The sequence below is a fragment of the Nonomuraea aridisoli genome, assembly GCF_003236395.1.
Classification (GTDB): Bacteria; Actinomycetota; Actinomycetes; order Streptosporangiales; family Streptosporangiaceae; genus Nonomuraea; species Nonomuraea aridisoli.
On record NZ_POUD01000074.1, the window covers coordinates 1 to 17,271 of the forward strand.

17 protein-coding genes are annotated in these 17,271 nt (G+C 70.0%); 8 read left to right on the forward strand and 9 right to left on the reverse strand.

Features of this window, described 5'->3' with window-relative positions; translation table 11 throughout:
• The coding region (locus C1J01_RS19230; protein WP_220039988.1) for a hypothetical protein at window positions 1-200 on the reverse strand (200 nt) is incomplete at its 3' end.
• Window positions 201-533: 333 nt separating this feature from the next.
• Window positions 534-1,652 carry a trypsin-like serine peptidase gene (locus tag C1J01_RS19235; protein WP_111180361.1) on the reverse strand — a complete coding sequence of 373 codons (1,119 nt, stop codon included), beginning with the start codon at window positions 1,650-1,652 and terminating at the stop codon, window positions 534-536.
• 439 nt (window positions 1,653-2,091) lie between these two features.
• Between C1J01_RS19235 and C1J01_RS49180 the strand changes: the two genes are divergently transcribed.
• Window positions 2,092-3,042 carry a hypothetical protein gene (locus tag C1J01_RS49180; protein WP_146615657.1) on the forward strand — a complete coding sequence of 317 codons (951 nt, stop codon included), beginning with the start codon at window positions 2,092-2,094 and terminating at the stop codon, window positions 3,040-3,042.
• Between the two features lie 49 nt (window positions 3,043-3,091).
• Window positions 3,092-4,048 (forward strand): zinc-binding dehydrogenase, encoded by a 957-nt coding sequence (locus C1J01_RS19245; protein ID WP_111180362.1) that lies wholly within the window; start codon window positions 3,092-3,094, stop codon window positions 4,046-4,048.
• A 39-nt stretch (window positions 4,049-4,087) separates the two neighbouring features.
• On the opposite strand, the gene C1J01_RS19250 is transcribed toward C1J01_RS19245, so the two are convergent.
• The 5 genes from C1J01_RS19250 to C1J01_RS19265 form a co-directional block, all read right to left on the reverse strand.
• Window positions 4,088-4,825: a PadR family transcriptional regulator gene (locus C1J01_RS19250; RefSeq protein WP_111180363.1), complete on the reverse strand. Its 738-nt coding sequence runs from the start codon at window positions 4,823-4,825 to the stop codon at window positions 4,088-4,090.
• Entirely contained in the window at window positions 4,822-5,625 is an 804-nt protein-coding gene (locus C1J01_RS19255) for a DUF4097 family beta strand repeat-containing protein (protein WP_111180364.1), read from the reverse strand. Before C1J01_RS19255 ends, C1J01_RS19250 begins: the two co-directional genes overlap by 4 nt.
• A gap of 122 nt (window positions 5,626-5,747) precedes the next feature.
• On the reverse strand, window positions 5,748-5,924 hold the full coding sequence (locus C1J01_RS49940; protein WP_181448850.1) for a DUF6104 family protein: 177 nt from the start codon (window positions 5,922-5,924) through the stop codon (window positions 5,748-5,750).
• A gap of 115 nt (window positions 5,925-6,039) precedes the next feature.
• Window positions 6,040-9,693 (reverse strand): multifunctional oxoglutarate decarboxylase/oxoglutarate dehydrogenase thiamine pyrophosphate-binding subunit/dihydrolipoyllysine-residue succinyltransferase subunit, encoded by a 3,654-nt coding sequence (locus tag C1J01_RS19260; RefSeq protein WP_111180365.1) that lies wholly within the window; start codon window positions 9,691-9,693, stop codon window positions 6,040-6,042.
• Window positions 9,694-9,897: 204 nt separating this feature from the next.
• Window positions 9,898-10,542, reverse strand: coding sequence for a B3/B4 domain-containing protein (locus C1J01_RS19265; protein ID WP_111180366.1), 645 nt, complete (start codon window positions 10,540-10,542; stop codon window positions 9,898-9,900).
• Window positions 10,543-10,617: 75 nt separating this feature from the next.
• Here C1J01_RS19265 and C1J01_RS19270 point away from each other — a divergent pair, with 75 nt between their 5' ends.
• A complete protein-coding gene (locus C1J01_RS19270) occupies window positions 10,618-11,193 on the forward strand; it encodes a helix-turn-helix domain-containing protein (protein WP_111180367.1) in 576 nt (191 codons plus the stop codon).
• On the forward strand, window positions 11,190-12,470 hold the full coding sequence (locus tag C1J01_RS19275) for an MFS transporter (RefSeq protein ID WP_111180368.1): 1,281 nt from the start codon (window positions 11,190-11,192) through the stop codon (window positions 12,468-12,470). The genes C1J01_RS19270 and C1J01_RS19275 overlap by 4 nt, the downstream gene beginning before the upstream one ends.
• On the opposite strand, the gene C1J01_RS19280 is transcribed toward C1J01_RS19275, so the two are convergent.
• Window positions 12,418-13,263: a glutathione S-transferase family protein gene (locus tag C1J01_RS19280; RefSeq protein ID WP_111180369.1), complete on the reverse strand. Its 846-nt coding sequence runs from the start codon at window positions 13,261-13,263 to the stop codon at window positions 12,418-12,420. The genes C1J01_RS19275 and C1J01_RS19280 overlap by 53 nt on opposite strands.
• A 45-nt stretch (window positions 13,264-13,308) precedes the next feature.
• Here C1J01_RS19280 and C1J01_RS19285 point away from each other — a divergent pair, with 45 nt between their 5' ends.
• Together C1J01_RS19285 and C1J01_RS19290 are read left to right on the forward strand one after the other, a co-directional pair.
• Entirely contained in the window at window positions 13,309-14,367 is a 1,059-nt protein-coding gene (locus C1J01_RS19285) for an MBL fold metallo-hydrolase (RefSeq protein ID WP_111180370.1), read from the forward strand.
• A 52-nt stretch (window positions 14,368-14,419) separates the two neighbouring features.
• The gene (locus C1J01_RS19290) at window positions 14,420-15,292 is read left to right on the forward strand and encodes an SDR family oxidoreductase (protein WP_111180371.1); all 873 of its coding nucleotides are present in this window, start codon (window positions 14,420-14,422) and stop codon (window positions 15,290-15,292) included.
• Here the strand turns inward: C1J01_RS19290 and C1J01_RS52245 are convergent, their stop codons facing one another.
• Complete coding sequence (locus C1J01_RS52245; protein WP_235854533.1) at window positions 15,293-15,745, reverse strand: TetR/AcrR family transcriptional regulator; 453 nt, start codon at window positions 15,743-15,745, stop codon at window positions 15,293-15,295.
• Window positions 15,746-15,760: 15 nt separating this feature from the next.
• Here C1J01_RS52245 and C1J01_RS52250 point away from each other — a divergent pair, with 15 nt between their 5' ends.
• Window positions 15,761-15,931, forward strand: coding sequence for a hypothetical protein (locus C1J01_RS52250; RefSeq protein WP_235854534.1), 171 nt, complete (start codon window positions 15,761-15,763; stop codon window positions 15,929-15,931).
• Window positions 15,932-16,102: 171 nt separating this feature from the next.
• Complete coding sequence (locus C1J01_RS19300) at window positions 16,103-17,260, forward strand: ROK family transcriptional regulator (protein ID WP_111180372.1); 1,158 nt, start codon at window positions 16,103-16,105, stop codon at window positions 17,258-17,260.
• Window positions 17,261-17,271 lie beyond the last annotated feature (11 nt).

A 17,271-nucleotide genomic window follows, 5' to 3' on the forward strand; every position in this document is an offset into this window, starting at 1 on the left:
GGGCTGTACTTGTCGGCGACCTTGAGCCGGTCGGGCTTCCAGTACTCGGCGACCCGCTTCACGTCCGCGGCGGTCTTGGCCAGCGCGGCGGAGTAGACCCGGGTGGGCGCGGCGTGGGCGATCCCCGTGAGTGCAGGCAGCCAGAGCAGCGCGCCGCCCAGGGCGACGGCCGCGAGGCGCCTGGCTCGGGAGATCATCAATTGCCTTTCTTTTGGGTCGTAAGGGAGGATTTTTCCAGATGGGCAGAGCTTATTGCAGCTCGGATAGAGATTCGTTACCTGATCTAGAGTGCAGGGCGAACTATAAGGACGGTGTCAGCCCGCCACTCGCGGCGCCCGTAAGTGATCTTTAACGGATGGCGTTTCCCCAGGTCAGACCCGGTTTCTGCGAGTTTCTCGGCGCGCGTATCGACGCCATTCCGCGCTGCTTTCCGGATCGTTCCAGCGTGGCGTACGCCACTTCGAGGTCGCCATTCGCCGAGTGGGGAAGGCCCCGGATCCCAGGGGGAGCCGGGGCCCGGGGTGCCGCGTCGATCACGGCATGTTGCCGGTCCACCGGTTCGCGGCGGCCTTGTAGACGTTGTAGGTGTCGCCGTTGAAGTACGGCGAGGAGATGTGGTCGTAACGGTCGTTGCCGTCGGTGTCCCAGGCGATGCTGTTGACGCCGACCAGGTAGCCGGTGCGCGAGGCGCTCTTGTACTGGTAGAGGAACGGTCCGCCGCTCGCGCCCGCGGTGAAGGCGCACTTGAAGCCGACGTGCTCCTGCAGGTTGTACTTCTTGGCCTCCGGCATCGGCTTGGTGGTGCCGTAGCACCACTTCATCGTGCGGCCCGTGTACGGCTTGTCGCCGTCGGGGTGCTCGCCGGCCGGGTAGCCGAACGAGAAGACGTTCGCCTTCGGGTTCCGGTTCCAGGTGAAGCCCTGACCGCCGACGTTGTCACCGAGGCGGCCGACGTTCTTCTTCGTCCACTGCCAGCGGCCGCCGGTCTTCTCCCACTGGACCTTGATCCCGTTGTAGACGTTGACGAACGCGTAGTCGTAGTCGAAGTCCTCCTTCACCACGAAGTCGTCGTGGGCGTTGAACGTCTTGGCGGCGTAGATGCCGTAGGGCGCCTTGCCGTTCCAGGCGTTGTCGCCGTCCCAGTAGGACGGGATGAAGACCCAGTTGTCGTAGAAGGTGTTCTTCTTGGTGTCGTAGACGCAGTGGGCCGAGGTCGCCACGAGGTTGCGGTACTTGCTCTGCACCGAGGTGGCCGAGCAGTAACGCCAGTTCTTCGGGTTGCGCGGGTCGGTCCTCGGCAGCGTGAAGAACACGCGGCCGACCGTGTTGGGCAGGTTGACCTGCTTGCTCTTCTTCGCCGTGGTCTTCTGCGCGCCGCTCGGCGGCACGGACCCGGGCGGGCCGTCGGGCTTGTCGGCGCTGGCCTTGATGCCCTTGGTGGACATGTCGAGGGCGGCGTCGTAGTCGGTGGCCTTCTTGACGCGGTCGGGCGTCCAGAACTGCACGGCCTGTTCCGCGGGGGTCGCGGCGTTCTTGGACACGACGTCGGAGGGTGCGGCCGCGTTGGCGGCGCCGCTGACCGTGCCCGCTGTCAGGGCGACGGCCGCGAGGCCGGCGAGCGGGATGGCGATGCGCCTTGCTCGGGATTGCATGGAGCTCCTCTCGGCTTTCGGCGGCCCAGAGCGGGGTACTGCGCCCCGGTGGGCCAGGAAAACGCTCGGAACGTTAATGAATGGCGCAATCGCCCGGCCAGGAAGCGACGCGAAAAAGCATGGACCGGTTCCATTCCGTTATATAAATAGCGAATTCGCATGTATTCAGAATCGGCATTTACGCAGGTTAGAAGCTATGTCTAATTGCTGTGACCTCACTGGTAACAGTGTTTATCAGACGCCACTCCGCGGTCGCCGGCACGGTGGATATCGCCGGTCACAGGAATCTCCCCGGCTCCGGCGACCACGGGCGTCCCGGGCGGCCAGGTTGTGATTTCGTGACGTTTCGCCACGGCCTCAGGGCTTGCGCGGGAGGTCTCCGGTCAACTGAACTGGACGCGGACGGCACATTTCAGCACTACTCGGACTGAGGAACGGCGTGACGGACCAGTTCGACGTCATCGAGGCAGGCGAGCGCGACGGCCGTCGCCGGTGGGTCGGGCTGGTGGTGGTCCTGGCGCTGCTGCTGATCCCCGCGGTGAGCCTGATCACCAGCCGCGACCCCGTCGCCGAGCCCGCGGAGCAGGGCATCGCCAAGCCGGGCATCGCCGAGCCGGGCGCGGTGGACCCGGCCCCCGCCGCGCCGACGTCACGGCGCACGCGGACCCCGGAGCCCATCAGGACGATCACCCGGGTCGACGCCGCACCGAACGTCCTCATCGTCCCCGGCGAGGCCAAGGGCGACGACGAGGTCCTGCGGGTGGTCTTCCCGGACGGCGCCCGCGCCGACGTGCGTTACCCGGCCGACCTGGCACTCGACGAGATGGGGTCGCGGCCGTTCCAGGGCGCCTGGATCGACGGCAGGCTCCGTGAGCTCGTCGCCCCGTACGGCGGCGAGGCGGAGGTCACCCGGGGCGGCGAGCCCATCAGGAACTACGCCGACAACGTGACCCTCTGGCCGCGCCAGGCGGGCCTGTACGGGCAGGTGCTGCTGTTCTCCTTCGGGCCGTGGCGGCTGGCGATGTACGACCGGGGCGAGGGCCTGACGTTCGACCAGCGCGTCGTCCTCGCCGAGAACCTCAAGGGCCGCGTCACAGGCGACGGCTACCTCGTGTTGTCCGCCGGCGGGGGAGTGCGGCTCGCCGAGCCCGGCGACGTCGTGCGGAACGACCCGGTCGGGCCGCAGCTGTGGTTCGGCGGCGGCCTGGGAGAGACGGTGGCGCTCGTGCCCACGCCCGGCTGCGACGAGGAGGCCGAGGCGCCCGACGTGGTCGAGGTACGCGGCCGGCCCGCCGAGACGGTCTGCCGGGGCGACGTGCTGGTGGCCGCCACCGGGCCCGAGTCGTTCCGGAAGAAGGCCGTCGACGGCATCCGGGTCACCATGAAATGACGGACGGCCGGTCATGGGGAGATCGATCACGCTGAAGTAGGGTGCGGCCATGTTCGCCGTAACCGCCACCCAGACCGATCCCGACAACCCGCTCGCCGGACTGACGCTCGGCGAGCACCCCGACCCCGAACCGCCGGACGGCTGGACGACCGTCACCGTACGCGCCGCCGCGCTCAACCACCACGACCTGTGGACGCTCCGCGGCGTCGGCATCAGGAAGGAGCAGCTGCCCATCGTGCTCGGCTGCGACGCCGCCGGCGTCGACGAGGACGGCAACGAGGTCATCGTGCACGCCGTGATCGGCTCCGGCGGCGACGAGACGCTCGACCCGCGGCGGTCGCTGCTGTCGGAGAAGTACGACGGGACGTTCGCCGACCGGGTCGCCGTGCCGCGCGGCAACCTGGTGCCCAAGCCCGCCGGGCTGAGCTTCGAGCACGCGGCCTGCCTGCCGACGGCCTGGCTGACCGCGTACCGGATGCTCTTCGACAAGGCCGGGCTGCAGCCCGGCGCCACCGTGCTCGTGCAGGGGGCGGGCGGCGGGGTCGCCACCGCGCTGATCGCGCTCGGCCGCGCGGGCGGCTACCGGATGTGGGCCACCAGCCGGTCGGAGGCCAAGCGGGAGCGCGCCGCGCGGCTCGGCGCCGACCAGGTCTTCGAGCCGGGCGCGCGGCTGCCCGAGCGGGTGGACGCCGTCATGGAGACCGTCGGGCAGGCCACCTGGGACCATTCGCTCAAGTCGCTCAAGCCAGGCGGGCGGATCGTCGTCTGCGGGGCGACCAGCGGGGCGGTGCCGCCGGCCGACCTGAACCGGGTGTTCTTCCTGCAGTTGTCGGTGATCGGCTCGACCATGGGCACGCGTGACCAGCTGCAGCGGCTGGCGGTGTTCCTGGAGCAGACCGGGCTGCGGCCCGAGATCGACCGGGCGTTGCCGATGAACGAGGCGCGGGACGGGTTCGCCGCGATGGCGTCGGGCGACATATTCGGAAAAATCGTCTTTACGCGCTGAACGCTGCTGGGCCTCCTCCGCCGGGAGGCCCAGCAGCGTTCAGCGTTCGAGGATGTCGTGGATACGGCGGGTCGCGTCGTCCAGAGTCGTGCGCAGCTCGGCCAGCTTCTCCGGGGTCAGTCGCGCGTCCGACGCCTCGGCCCGGGCCGCCGCGACGAAGTCGGCCAGCAGCTCGCCCAGCTCGGCGTCCAGGTCCGCCCGGTTCGGCGGCGCGCCGCCGAGCGTGGCCCACACCTCGGACCAGATCCGCCGCCACTCCCGGCTCAGCCGCTCACCCTCGCCCTGCCAGTGGGTGGCGTGCTCCGTCCACTGCTGCTTCTGCTGCTCCCGCAGCCGCCGCAGGTCGTCCTGCGTACGCCGCAGCCGCCGGCCGTCCTCGCCCACGCCCGTGCGGACGTCCTTCGCCATCCGGGTCAGCTCGTCCCGGAGCGACCTGACGGTGTCGCGGACGTCCTCCTTGACCTCGCGCGCAATGTCGCGGACGGACGCGGAGATCTCCTGCTCCAGGTCGTTGAGCTCGTCGAGCCGGTCGTTGAGCTCCTCGCGTCCCTTGTCGGTGATCGAGAACACCTTCTTGCCGTCGATCACTTCGTGGGTCACCAGCCCCTCCTCCTCCAGGCGGGCCAGACGCGGGTAGATCGTGCCGGGCGAGGGCGAGTAGACCCCGAGGAAGCGGTCCTGCAACAACCGGATGACCTCGTACCCGTGGCGCGGGCTCTCATCCAGCAACTTGAGCAGGTACAGCCGCAGCCGACCATGACCGAAGACAGGGCTCATTCTTTATCTCCTTTGAGCAGCGTGACCTCGCCGGAGACCGTGTTGGCCGAGAGGGAGGCCATGCCGCCGCCCAGCCGGCCCGACAGCGACCGGGCGCCGGGGCTGCTCGAGTTGGACAGTTCGTCGAACGCGCTGATCAGCCTGCCGGAGGTGGCTCTGGCGATGACGTCGGCGTCGGTGTTCTCAGGCAGTCTGACCAGGATGTCACCCGACACGCTGGTGAACGTCACGTGGGCCGTCGGCCGCAGGGCGAGGTCGGCCATGATGCGGCCGGAGACGGTCTTGGCGCGCAGCCGGTGGGGTGTGCCGTCGGCCACGGTGAGGTCGCCGGAGATGCTGTTGAACGACAGGTCGCCCTCCAGCGCGCGGCTCTCGACGGCGCCCGAGACGGTGTTGGCGGCCACGTCGCCGCTGACGCCGTCGAGGACGATGTCGCCGGAGACGCTCTTGACGTGGGCCATCCGCTCGAAGCCGGCCACCACCGCGGGCGCGGCCACCACGCCGGCCCTGACCTTGCAGGTCTTCGGCACGGAGAGGGACAACACCGTGCTGCGCCGGTCGCGGCGGAGCCAGCCGAGCATGCCGTCCCAGGTGAGGTCGCGGTAGGCGACGGTCAGCGCCCGCGTGTCCTCGTCGTACGTGACCAGCAGCGGGGAGGCCGAGTCGATCTCCGTGACCTCCAGCGTGGGCGGCCCGTCGCCGGCCAGCACGTCGAGGCGGCCGGAGACGATGCGGACGTCGAGCGATGTCACGTCGCCGAACGTGAGGTGCTCGGGCTGGTCGATGGTCCACTGCTGCATGTTCCGCGCCTTTCTGGGCGACACGTCCCTACACGAAACACGATATGTCGCGTTCGCAGGAAACTCAAGATGTATCGCGTTATGCGGTCTGGAGCGCGCTCATGACCGACGCGGGAGGCAGGTCAGTCGTCCTCGTCGTCGAGGCGGGCCAGCCAGGTGGCCAGGCGCTCGATCGGCGTCTCGAACTCGGGGTTGAGGTCGACGAACTCGCGCAGGCGCTCACCGAGCCACAGGACGCTGACCTCCTCCTCGCCGCGCCGCTCGACCAGCTCCTCGATCCCCCGATCGGTGAAGTACATCGCTTGCTTTCCGTTCCTTCCGCGAGACGTGCCCGCCTGACTTTAGCCTGCCGTACGGCCTGGTCAGGAAAGCGGCGAGCCCCCGGCCGAGGGGCCGGGGGCTCGCCGTGGGCGATCAGGCGAAGATCTGCTCGAGGATCTCCTCGAGCTCCTGGTCGTGGGTGTTGTGCGAGCCCGTCGCCGGCGAGCTGTTGGGACGGCGGGACACCCGCCGCAACGAGCGACCGCCGAGCGTCTGCGGCTCCTCGGCCAGCCGGAGCGTCAGGTAGGGCCACGGGCCCATGTTGACCGGCTCGTCCTGGGCCCAGACCAGCTCGGCCTGGGCGTCGTAGCGGCCCAGCTCGGCGGCCAGCTCCTCGGCCGGGAACGGGTAGAGCCGCTCCAGCCGGACGAGCGCGACGTTGTCGCGGGCCAGCTTGTCACGCTGCGCGGCCAGCTCGTAGTAGAGCTTGCCGGAGCAGAGGACCACCCTGGTGACCTTGGCCGGGTCGACCGTGGTGTCGCCGAGGACGGGCTGGAAGGTGCCCGAGGTGAAGTCGGACGCCTTGGACGTGGCCGCCTTGTGGCGCAGCAGCCACTTCGGCGTGAAGACCACCATGGGCTTGCGCCGCTCCGACTCCACCTGCCAGCGCAGCAGGTGGAAGTAGTTGGCCGGCGTGGTGGGCTGCGCGACCGTCATGTTGTCGAGCGCGCAGACCTGAAGGAACCGCTCGATGCGGGCGGAGGAGTGGTCGGGGCCCTGACCCTCGTAGCCGTGCGGCAGCAGCAGCACGACCGAGGAGCGCTGACCCCACTTCTGCTCGCCCGACGAGATGAACTCGTCGATGATCGTCTGGGCGCCGTTGACGAAGTCGCCGAACTGCGCCTCCCAGCAGACCAGGGCCTCGGGGCGGACGAAGCTGTAGCCGTACTCGAAGCCGAGGGCGGCGTACTCGCTGAGCAGCGAGTCGTAGACGTAGAACTTCGACGTGCCCTCGTTGAACGCCTTGAGCGGGGTGTGCTCGGCGCCGGTCATGCGGTCGACCAGGACGGCGTGGCGCTGGGTGAACGTGCCGCGCCGGGAGTCCTGACCGACCAGGCGGACCGGGTGGCCGTCGAGCAGCAGCGAGCCGAACGCCAGCGTCTCGCCCATCGCCCAGTCGATCGCGTCCTGCTCGACCATCTGGCCGCGGCGCTGCAGCACGGGCGCCAGGCGCGGGTGCGGCGTGAAGCCGTCGGGCAGGTTGAGCTGGGTGTCGACGATGCGCTTGAGCGTCTCGTGGGTGATCGCCGTCGGGGTGTCGGCGTGGGACCACTTGACCACCTCGGCCGGCGGCACCCGCATCGCGGCGGCCTCCTGCGGCTTCTTGGCGGCCTCGCGGACCTCGGTGAACGCCTGCTCCAGCTTGGCCTGGTAGTCGCGCAGCGCCTGCTCGGCCTCCTCGACCGTGATGTCGCCCCGGCCGATCAGCGCCTCGGTGTAGAGCTTGCGGGTCGAGCGCTTGGCGTCGATCAGGTCGTACATCAGCGGCTGGGTGAAGGCGGGGTTGTCGCCCTCGTTGTGGCCGCGGCGGCGGTAGCAGATGAGGTCGATGACGACGTCCTTGCGGAACGCCTGGCGGTATTCGTAGGCCAGCTGGCCCACGCGCACCACGGCCTCGGGGTCGTCGCCGTTGACGTGGAAGATCGGCGCCTGGATCATCCGCGCCACGTCGGTCGCGTAGACCGAGGAGCGGGACGAGGCCGGCGAGGTGGTGAAGCCCACCTGGTTGTTGACCACCACGTGGACGGTGCCGCCGGTGCGGTAGCCGCGCAGCTGCGACAGGTTGAGCGTCTCGGCCACGACGCCCTGGCCGGCGAAGGCCGCGTCACCGTGGACGAGCACCGGCAGGACGCTGAAGCCCTCCTCGCCGCGCTCCAGGAGGTCCTGCTTGGCGCGGACGACGCCCTCGAGGACCGGGTCGACGGCCTCCAGGTGGGAGGGGTTGGCGACCACGGAGGCGGTGATGGTCTTGCCGCTCGGCGCGGTGAACGTGCCCGTGGCGCCGAGGTGGTACTTCACGTCGCCGGAGCCGTGCGCCGTGCGCGGGTCGATGTTGCCCTCGAACTCGCCGAAGATCTGGGCGTACGACTTGCCCACGATGTTGGCCAGCACGTTGAGCCGGCCGCGGTGGGCCATGCCGATGACGACCTCGTCGAGGTCCTCGTCGGCGGCGTCGCTGATCACCGAGTCGAGCAGCGGGATCAGGGACTCGCCGCCCTCGAGCGAGAAGCGCTTCTGGCCGACGAACTTCGTCTGCAGGAAGGTCTCGAACGCCTCGGCGGTGTTGAGCCGGCTGAGGATGTTGAGCTGCTCGGCGCGCTCGGGGGAGGCGTGCGGCTTCTCCACTCGCGCCTGGATCCAGGCCCGCTCCTCGGGGTTCTGGATGTGCATGTACTCGATGCCGACCGTGCGGCAGTAGGAGTCGCGCAGCACGCCGAGGATCTCGCGCAGCTTCATCAGCGGGCGGCCGCCGAAACCGCCCGTGGCGAACTCGCGCTCGAGGTCCCACAGCGTCAGGCCGTGGGACTGGATGTCGAGGTCGGGGTGCTTGCGCTGCTTGTACTCCAGCGGGTCGGTCTCGGCCATCAGGTGGCCGCGTACGCGGTAGGCGTGGATCAGCTCGATCACGCGCGCGGACTTGGCCACGTCGTCGTCGTGGGAGGCCGAGATGTCCTGGACCCAGCGGACCGGCTCGTACGGGATGCGCAGCGACTCGAAGATCTCGTCGTAGAAGCCGTCCTCGCCGAGCAGCAGCCGGTGGATCTGGCGCAGGAAGTCGCCCGACTGGGCGCCCTGGATGATCCGGTGGTCGTAGGTGCTGGTCAGCGTCATGACCTTGGAGATGCCGAGGCGCGCGAGCGTCTCGGGCGCGGCTCCCTGGTATTCGGCCGGGTATTCCATCGCGCCGACGCCGATGATCGTGCCCTGGCCGGGCATGAGGCGCGGAACGGAGTGGACGGTGCCGATCGTGCCGGGGTTGGTCAGCGAGATCGTGGTGCCGGAGAAGTCGTCGACGCCCAGCTTGCCGGCGCGCGCCTTGCGGACGACGTCCTCGTAGGCCATCCAGAACTGCCGGAAGTCCATCTCCTCGGCGGCCTTGATGGAGGGCACGAGGAGCTGGCGCTCGCCGCTGCTCTTCTGGACGTCGATGGCCAGGCCGAAGCCGACGTGCTCGGGCTTGACCAGGGTCGGCTTGCCGTCGATCTCCGCGTAGGAGTGGTTCATCTCCGGCATGGACTTCAGCGCCTTGACGATCGCGTATCCGATCAGGTGCGTGAAGGAGACCTTGCCGCCGCGACCCCGCTTGAGGTGATTGTTGATCACGATGCGGTTGTCGATGAGCAGCTTCGCCGGGATGGCGCGGACGCTGGTCGCGGTGGGGACCGCCAGCGACATGTCCATGTTGGCGGCCGTGCGGGCCGCCGCGCCGCGCAGCTTGACCTCCTCGGCGCCCTTGGGCACCGGGGTGGCGGGCTGCTTCGGCTTCTCGGCCGCCGGTGCGGCGGCCGGAGCGGCCGGCGCCGTCGGCGGCTGGGGAGGCGCGGGCGCGGTGACTGTGCCGTTCGCCGCCTCCCTGACCGGGGTCCGGCCCGGTCCGTAATCAGGGTTGTAGTCAGCGAAGAAGTTCCACCAGGCCTTGTCGACAGACTCGGGATCTTGGAGGTACTTCTGGTACAGCTCGTCGACAAGCCACTCGTTCTGACCAAAGCTTGCCAGCGGGTTTGTCCGCGACGACTCAGACGACACGGCGGAAATCGCCCTCTTCCGCAGATCGGCGTTGATGTTAGAGAACCTGTCCAAGGCTACTCGCCCAAAGCGGCACCGCGCGCCGAAGAGCACGCGCCGCCTCGAACGATCCTCTCAGGACCGTGCAAAGAGGTCACGCCCCCCTAGTCAATCCGGGTGGTGCCGCATTTATTACTCTTTGGTATCAACGGTACGTCGATGAGTTTATTTCTCGTTCGATAGCAATCTGCTACTGATCCGCACCTCTGGCGACAACTCGGACAGAAGGTCGGCCAGTTCCTCGCCCGCCTGCTTGAGCTCCTCCAGCGACATGGGCTCCAGGCGTTCGAGCAGGAAGATCGCGTTGGTGGTCTCCTCGGTGAGACGGGTGCGCGCCACCTGGCGCCAGTTCCACCGGCGGCAGGTGACGCCGAGGTCGTCGCGCCAGATCACCTCGCCCGGCTCGGGCTGCCCGAGCGCCTCCTCCGACGCCTCGTCGCCGGTGGCCCGCACCAGCCGCGCGGGGCCGGCGTAGCGGTCGAGGTCCTCGCCGCCGATGGGCAGCGCGTGCTTGACGCTGATCGAGTTGTACGCGTCGACCGCCCGGTTGATCTCGGGCAGCGGCATGCGCCGGGTGAGCGCGTCGACCGACGGGCGGGTGCGCTGCGGCTTGGCCCCGAACGCGCGGTAGGCGTCCTTCCAGGCGTCGATCTTGTCCGTCTGCACCTCGCACGCCGACGCCTCGGCCAGCCAGGCGCGCGAGCGGTCGTCGGTGGGCCCGTTGCGCAGGCCGTGGGCGGTCATCACGAGGACCGCGAAGTCTGGGCGGAGGGCGAAGACGGAGTCGTCCACCCGGATGTCGTCGAGCATGACCCCAAGTCTAGGAGCGACGGAAACCGCAAAAATCCATTTGCAAAATTCTCTTTGCGGTCTATCGTCGGTCGTATGGAAGACCGCTACAAGATCAGCGACCCGCGGCTCCTCAAGGTGGTCGCACACCCGCTGCGCTCCAGGCTGCTCGGCCTGCTGCGCACCGACGGCCCGGCCACCGCGAGCGAGCTCGGCCGCAGGGTGGGCGAGAGCTCCGGCTCGACCAGCTACCACCTGCGCGAGCTGTTCAAGTACGGCTTCATCGAGGAGGACGCAGACCAGCGCGACGGCCGCGAGCGCCGCTGGCGGGCCCGCCACCGCTACACCTCCTGCAACAGCCGCGAGCTCTCCGCCACGGCCGAGGGCCGCGAGGCGGTCAGGGTCATGCGGCTGCGGCAGGCGGACGTTCTCGCGCGGGCCGTCCAGGAGTTCGACGAGGCCGACTGGCCGCCCGAGTGGGTGGAGGCGGCCGGCGTGAACGACCACGTCCACGAGCTGCCGCCGGCCGCGCTGGCCGAGTTCGCGGCGCGCGCCGAGGAACTGCTGGCCGAGCTGGCCGCGCGCCACGCGGGCGACCCGGGCGCCCGGCAGGTGCACCTCTGGGTCGGGGGCTTCCCCCGCGTGCGGGAGGAACGGGAGGGAGAGGCGTGACCGCCCGTTCGGCGTTACGGCGCTACCTGCTGGTCAATTTCCTGACCTGGCTGCCGGTCGGGCTGATGATGCCCGCCATGGTGCTGCTGATGACCGAGCGGGGTCTCGGCCTGGCCCAGACCGGGCTGGCGGTCACCGTGTTCTCGGTCGTCACCGTGGCGCTGGAGCTGCCCACCGGGGGCCTGGCCGACGTGCTCGGGCGGCGTGTGGTGCTGGCCGCCTCCGCCGCGTTCCTGGTGGCGGCCCTGGTGATGATGAGCGTGGCCACGACGTTCTGGATGTTCCTGGTCAGCGGGATGCTCAAGGGCGTCTCACGGGCGTTGTCCAGTGGCCCCGCCACCTCCTGGTACGTCGACACGCTGCACGGGATCGACGGCCCCGGCGCCGATCTCAAGCCCGGCCTGGCCCGTGGCGGCGCCGTGGAATCGGCCTCCCTCTGCGTCGGCGTGCTGGCCGGCGGCGCCCTGCCGCTCGTCGTGCCGCCGGAGCTGATCTTCCCGCTGGCCGCTCCCAGCCTGGTGGGCGCGGTGGCGGCGGTGGTCCACCTGGTCGTGGTGCTGGTCGCGCTGCCCGAGCCGCGCCACGGCCGCCGCTCGTTCGGCGGTGTGCTGCGTGAGGTGCCCGCCACGGTGGCGGGCGGCGTACGCCTGGCGGCCGGCGGTCCCGTGCTGCGCCGTCTCATGCTCGCCGCCCTGGTGTCGGGCGTCATGCTCTCCTCCATCGAGCTGCTCACCCCCGGCCGCCTGGCCGAGCTCGCCGGCGGCGCCGAGGAGGGCGGCATGGTCTACGCCGTGGTGGCGGCGCTCGGCTTCGCGGGCAGCGCGCTCGGCAGCGTGCTCGCTCCCGTTGCGGCCCGGCTGGCCGGGAGTTCGGCACGGGGTGCGATCGCGGGCTCGGCGCTGGCCGCGCTCTCCGTCGGCGCGCTGGCCGCGACGGCCGGGCTCGGCGGCGCGGCCGGGTTGTTGTCCGCCGCCGCGGCGTACGTCGCGCTCTTCGTGGGCGGCTCGGTGACCGGCATGCTCTGCCTGGAGATGACGCACCGCGCGGTCTCCGCAGCCGAGCGCACCACCGTCACCTCGACGAGTTCGCTGGCGCTGCAGGCGGGTGGGGTGGCGGCCAACGTGTGGGCCGGTGCGCTGGCGGCTCAGGCCGGGGTGGGGGCCGCGTGGGGGGTGACCGCCGTGATCGTGCTGGCGTCCGCCCTGCTGTTCGTCCGGATGCCCGCTACGGCGACCAGTCGAGCTCCGGCCCTACCGGCACGATCCGGCTCGGGTTGATGTTCGTCTGCGTCATGAAGTAGTGGCGCTTGATGTGGTCGAGGTCGGTGGTGTCGCGGAAGGCCGGGATGGCGTGGAGACGGCGGGCGTACGCCCACAGCGCCGGATAGTCCACCAGGCGCCGCACCGAGCACTTGAAGTGGGAGTGGTAGACGGTGTCGAACCTGGCGAGGGTCGTGTAGAGGCGCACGTCGCTGTCGGTCAGCGTGTCGAAGAGGTACGCCGACTCCGACAGCCGCACCTCCAGGAAGTCGAGCGTGGTGAAGACGCGGGCCACCGCCTCCTCGTACGCCTGCTGGTCGCGCGCGAAGCCCGCCTCGTAGACCGCGTTGTTGAGTCCGTGGTAGAGGCGGTCGTTCATGATGTCGATGTCGGGGCGCAGGCGCTCGGGATAGAGGTTGGGCGAGGTGCCCCACGACATCTCCAGATCGAGGGTGATCTGCGGGAAGTCGTTGGTGACGATCCGCCCCTCCTTGGCGTCCCAGACGCACGGCACGGTGTAACGGCCGGTGTAGCCGGGGTCGGTCGCGTGGTAGAGCTCCGACAGGTATTCGGGGTCGCCGCCGGGGACGCGCCAGCCCTTCTCGTCGCGGATCGGGTCGACGATCACGACGTCCAGGAAGTCCTGGAGGCCGAGCAGCTCGCGCACGATCAGCACCCGCTGCGCCCACGGGCAGGCGTAGGAGGCGTAGAGACGGTAGCGGCCGGGCTCGGGCGGGCCGAGGCGGTCGGTGAAGCGGTTGGGCTGCCGGACGAAGCGGCCGGCCTCGGAGATCTCGCGGCTCAGCTTCATGCCCCTCAGTAGAACACGATTCTGATACCGAACTATATTCGGGATGTGGCGAAATTCGTAGTGACCCCGGCCAGCCAGGCGCAGCGGGACGCGTGGACCGGCGGCGCCTTCCCCGACGTCGAGCGGGTGCGCCCCGGTCTGTGGTCCATCCCGGTGCCCATACCGATCAACCCCCTCCGGTACGTGCTCGTCTACGCCCTCGAACTCCCCGACGGCGTGGCGATCATCGACGCCGGCTGGAACACCGACGAGGCGTACGACGCGCTCGTCGCGGGACTGGGCGTGGCCGGGTACGCCATCACCGACGTCAAGGGCGTGCTCGTCACCCACCTGCACCCCGACCACTACGGCCTGGCCGGGCGTGTACGCGAGGCGTCGGGCGCCTGGATCGCCCTGCACCCGGCCGACGCCCGCCTGCTGCGCGAGCGCTACGACGACGAGGTCGTCCACTCCCTGGTCGAACGGGAGCGCGCGCTGCTGCTGCGCTGCGGCGTCCCGCCGGAGAGCCTCGACGAGCTGGCCGGCGCCTCGATGCGGATCCGGCACGTGGTCTCCATGGCCAGGCCCGACCGGCTGGTCGAGGACGACGAGGACCTGGGTCTGCCCGGCTGGGACCTCAAGGCCGTCTGGACCCCCGGCCACTCGCCGGGGCACCTGTGCTTCGTCTCGCCCGGGCGGCGGCTGCTGTTCTCCGGCGACCACGTCCTGGCGAAGATCACGCCCATGGTCGCCGTGCACCCGCAGTCGGGGCCGAACCCGCTGGCCGACTACCTCGACTCGCTGGCCGCCGTGCGCAAGCTGGAGGTGGACGAGGTGCTGCCCGCGCACGAGTACCGGTTCCTGGAGCTGACCGAGCGGGTGGATCACGTGATGGCCCACCACGACGAGCGGCTGGCCGAGGTCGAGCAGGTCGTGGGCGCGCACGACGGAGTGGACTGCTGGCGCGTGGCGACCCGGCTGACCTGGTCGCGGCCGTGGGAGACGATCCCGCCGTACATGCGGCGCTCGGCCAACAACGAGACGCTGGCGCACCTGGTGTGGCTGGAGGCGCGCGGGCGGGTGGTCAGGGAGCCGGGCGAGCCGGACCTGTGGCGCACGGCCTGAGGGCGGTTATCGTACTCGTACCAGAATGTTGTTCTCCTGCGTGGGAGGTCCGATGCTTCGGTTCGATGACAGGGTCGCGATCATCACAGGCGCCGGGCACGGCCTCGGCAGATCGCACGCGCTCCTGCTGGCCGAGCGGGGCGCCAAGGTCGTCGTCAACGACCTCGGCGGCGCGCTCGACGGCACCGGGGCCTCCGCCGGGCCCGCCGCCGAGGTGGTCGAGCTGATCACCAAGAACGGCGGCCAGGCCGTGGCCAGCACCGACGACGTCGCCACGCCCGAGGGCGCGAAGGCGCTCGTCCAGACCGCCGTGGACGCCTTCGGCAAGGTCGACATCGTCGTCAACAACGCGGGCATCCTGCGCGACAGGTCGTTCGGCAAGATGACGGTCGAGGACTTCGACGCGGTGCTCGCCGTCCACGTACGCGGCTCATACCTGGTCAGCCAGGCCGCCTACCCGCTGATGAAGGCGGCCGGTTACGGGCGCGTGGTCAACACCACCAGCCCGGCCGGTCTGTTCGGCAACTTCGGCCAGGCAAATTACTCCACCGCCAAGATGGGCCTGGTCGGCCTGACCAAGACGATCGGCATCGAGGGCGCGCGCAACGGCATCAAGGCCAACGCCATCGCGCCCATCGCCTGGACCCGGATGACGGAGTCGCTGCTGCCGGCCGAGTTCGAGGCCAAGTTCACGCCGGAGCGGGTCAGCGCGCTGGTGGCGTACCTCGTGCACGAGTCGTGCGAGGCCAGCGGTGAGGTGTTCAGCGTCGGCGCCGGGCGCGTGGCGCGCGTGTTCGTCGCCGAGGGGCCGGGCTGGAAGACCGACGACCTCACCCCCGAGGCCATCGCGGGCAACTGGGAGTCGGTGATGGCCGAGCAGCCGTACGTGCTGTCGGCCTCCGACTCCATGAAGCGCATGCTCTAGTCAGCCGAGCGCGGTGGTCGCGGCGCGCAGTTCGCGGAGTTCGTCGCGGGCCAGGTCGGTGAGTGTCCGCTGCTCGGCCGGATCGGCCCAGCGTGCGTAGGCGGCGTGGAAGGCGCGTACGCCGAGCTCGGCGGCCAGGCTCGCGGTCACGTCCGGCACGCCGCGCTTGCGGAGCGCGTCGGTCATGGCTTCGGCCAGGACGCTGCGCTCGTACACGGCGCGCTCCCGCAGCTCCACGTTGTCCGCGATCAACGCGAGGAGCCGCGGGGCGAACGCGCGGAGGTCGTCCGTGAAGAGCAGCCGGCTGCGCGCCTCCTGGCCGGCGAACAGGACCTCCCGTTTGTCGGGGAAGTGGCGGAAGAAGGTGGTCTTCGTCAGACCGGCCCGCTCGGCGATCCCGTTGACGGTGGTGCTGTCGTAGCCCTGCTCGGTGAACAGGTCGATCGCGGCCACCTCGGCGTCCCGGCCGTGAGCATCCCGGCCGAGCGGGCCGCGGAGCACTTCACGTACTTCGCCCCGTTCGTGACGATCGACCTCACCATGCCGAACGCGGACACCCGGCGCCTGCTGGACTGGGAGCCGGCCCATCCCGGACTCGTCGCCGACCTCGAGAAGGGCCACTACTTCACCACCGGCTGACCTCCACCACCCGAACCCGCCCGGAGGCGGCGAGCCGGATCGGGCCAAGGGCGCCCGATGTCGCGAAATCTGACCAAAACACAGGCTTTGTTCGATCTTTGGCGGAAGTTCGGGGAGTTTGGTCGATTCTCACTCTTGATTTGCCGCATCGGTGATCTTATTGTCGGCGGCATGACCCCCCAGCCGGGCTCCGCCGGCGACGTGCTGACGCTCATCAGCGCCGGCTCGGCCACGACCCGTTCCGACCTCGCGAGGCTCACCGGCCTGGCCAGGTCCACGATCTCGCAGCGCGTGGACGCGCTGATCGAGCGCGGCCTGGTCGAGGAGACCGAGAGCGGCGAATCCACCGGCGGACGGCCGCCGCGCCAGCTCCGCCTGCACACCGAGGACCACGCCTTCGCCGGCGTCGACCTGGGCGCCACCCACTGCCGGATCGCGCTCATGGACATCTCCGGCAACGTGCTCGCCGAGTGCGAGGACAAACTGCACATCGGCGAGGGCCCCGAGAAGGTGCTCGGCCACGTCGACCAGCGCCTCGACCACCTGCTCGGCCAGGCGCGCCGGCCCCGCAAGGCGCTGCGCGCCCTCGGGATCGGCGTGCCGGGCCCGGTGGAGTTCGCCACCGGCCGGCCGAACAACCCGCCGATCATGCCCGGCTGGAACGACTACCCCATCCCGGAGTACTTCGAGGGCGTCGAGGTCCTGGTCGACAACGACGTCAACGTGATGGCGCTGGGCGAGCACCGCGGCGCCTTCCCGAACACCGAGCACCTGCTGTTCGTCAAGGTCGGCACCGGCATCGGCTGCGGCATCATGGCCGAGGGCAAGCTCCACCGGGGCGCCCAGGGCTCGGCGGGCGACATCGGCCACATCCGGGTCAGCGGCCACGACGACGCCGGCTGCCGGTGCGGCAACAGCGCCTGCCTGGAGGCCGTGGCCGGCGGCGCCGCGATCGCCCACCGGCTCACGGAGCTCGGCCTGCCCGCCGAGTCGGGGGCCGACGTGGTCGCGCTCGTCCAGGCCGGCAACACCCAGGCGCTGCGGCTGGTCAGAGAGGCCGGCCGGCTCATCGGCGAGGTGCTCGCCAGCCTGGTCAACTTCTTCAACCCCGAGGTCATCGTGATCGGCGGCGCGCTGTCGCGGGTGCACGAGCACCTCCTGGCCGGCATCAGGGAGACGGTCTACCGCAGGTCGCTCCCGCTGGCCACCCACCATCTGTCGATCACGCCGAGCCGTACGGGCATCAACGCCGCCGCGCTCGGCGCCGGGATGCTCGCCATCGAGCACTACCTGTCACCGGACAACATCAACCGCATCGTCAACGCCTGAAAGGGACCTCC

Bases quoted from the DNA above. Each gene is read 5' to 3' on its own strand.
- C1J01_RS19235 (WP_111180361.1), bottom strand. From the start codon at position 1,652: ATGCAATCCCGAGCAAGGCGCATCGCCATCCCGCTCGCCGGCCTCGCG.
- C1J01_RS19245 (WP_111180362.1), top strand. From the start codon at position 3,092: ATGTTCGCCGTAACCGCCACCCAGACCGATCCCGACAACCCGCTCGCC.
- C1J01_RS19250 (WP_111180363.1), bottom strand. From the start codon at position 4,825: ATGAGCCCTGTCTTCGGTCATGGTCGGCTGCGGCTGTACCTGCTCAAG.
- C1J01_RS19255 (WP_111180364.1), bottom strand. From the start codon at position 5,625: ATGCAGCAGTGGACCATCGACCAGCCCGAGCACCTCACGTTCGGCGAC.
- C1J01_RS49940 (WP_181448850.1), bottom strand. From the start codon at position 5,924: ATGTACTTCACCGATCGGGGGATCGAGGAGCTGGTCGAGCGGCGCGGC.
- C1J01_RS19265 (WP_111180366.1), bottom strand. From the start codon at position 10,542: ATGCTCGACGACATCCGGGTGGACGACTCCGTCTTCGCCCTCCGCCCA.
- C1J01_RS19270 (WP_111180367.1), top strand. From the start codon at position 10,618: ATGGAAGACCGCTACAAGATCAGCGACCCGCGGCTCCTCAAGGTGGTC.
- C1J01_RS19280 (WP_111180369.1), bottom strand. From the start codon at position 13,263: ATGAAGCTGAGCCGCGAGATCTCCGAGGCCGGCCGCTTCGTCCGGCAG.
- C1J01_RS19290 (WP_111180371.1), top strand. From the start codon at position 14,420: ATGCTTCGGTTCGATGACAGGGTCGCGATCATCACAGGCGCCGGGCAC.
- C1J01_RS19300 (WP_111180372.1), top strand. From the start codon at position 16,103: ATGACCCCCCAGCCGGGCTCCGCCGGCGACGTGCTGACGCTCATCAGC.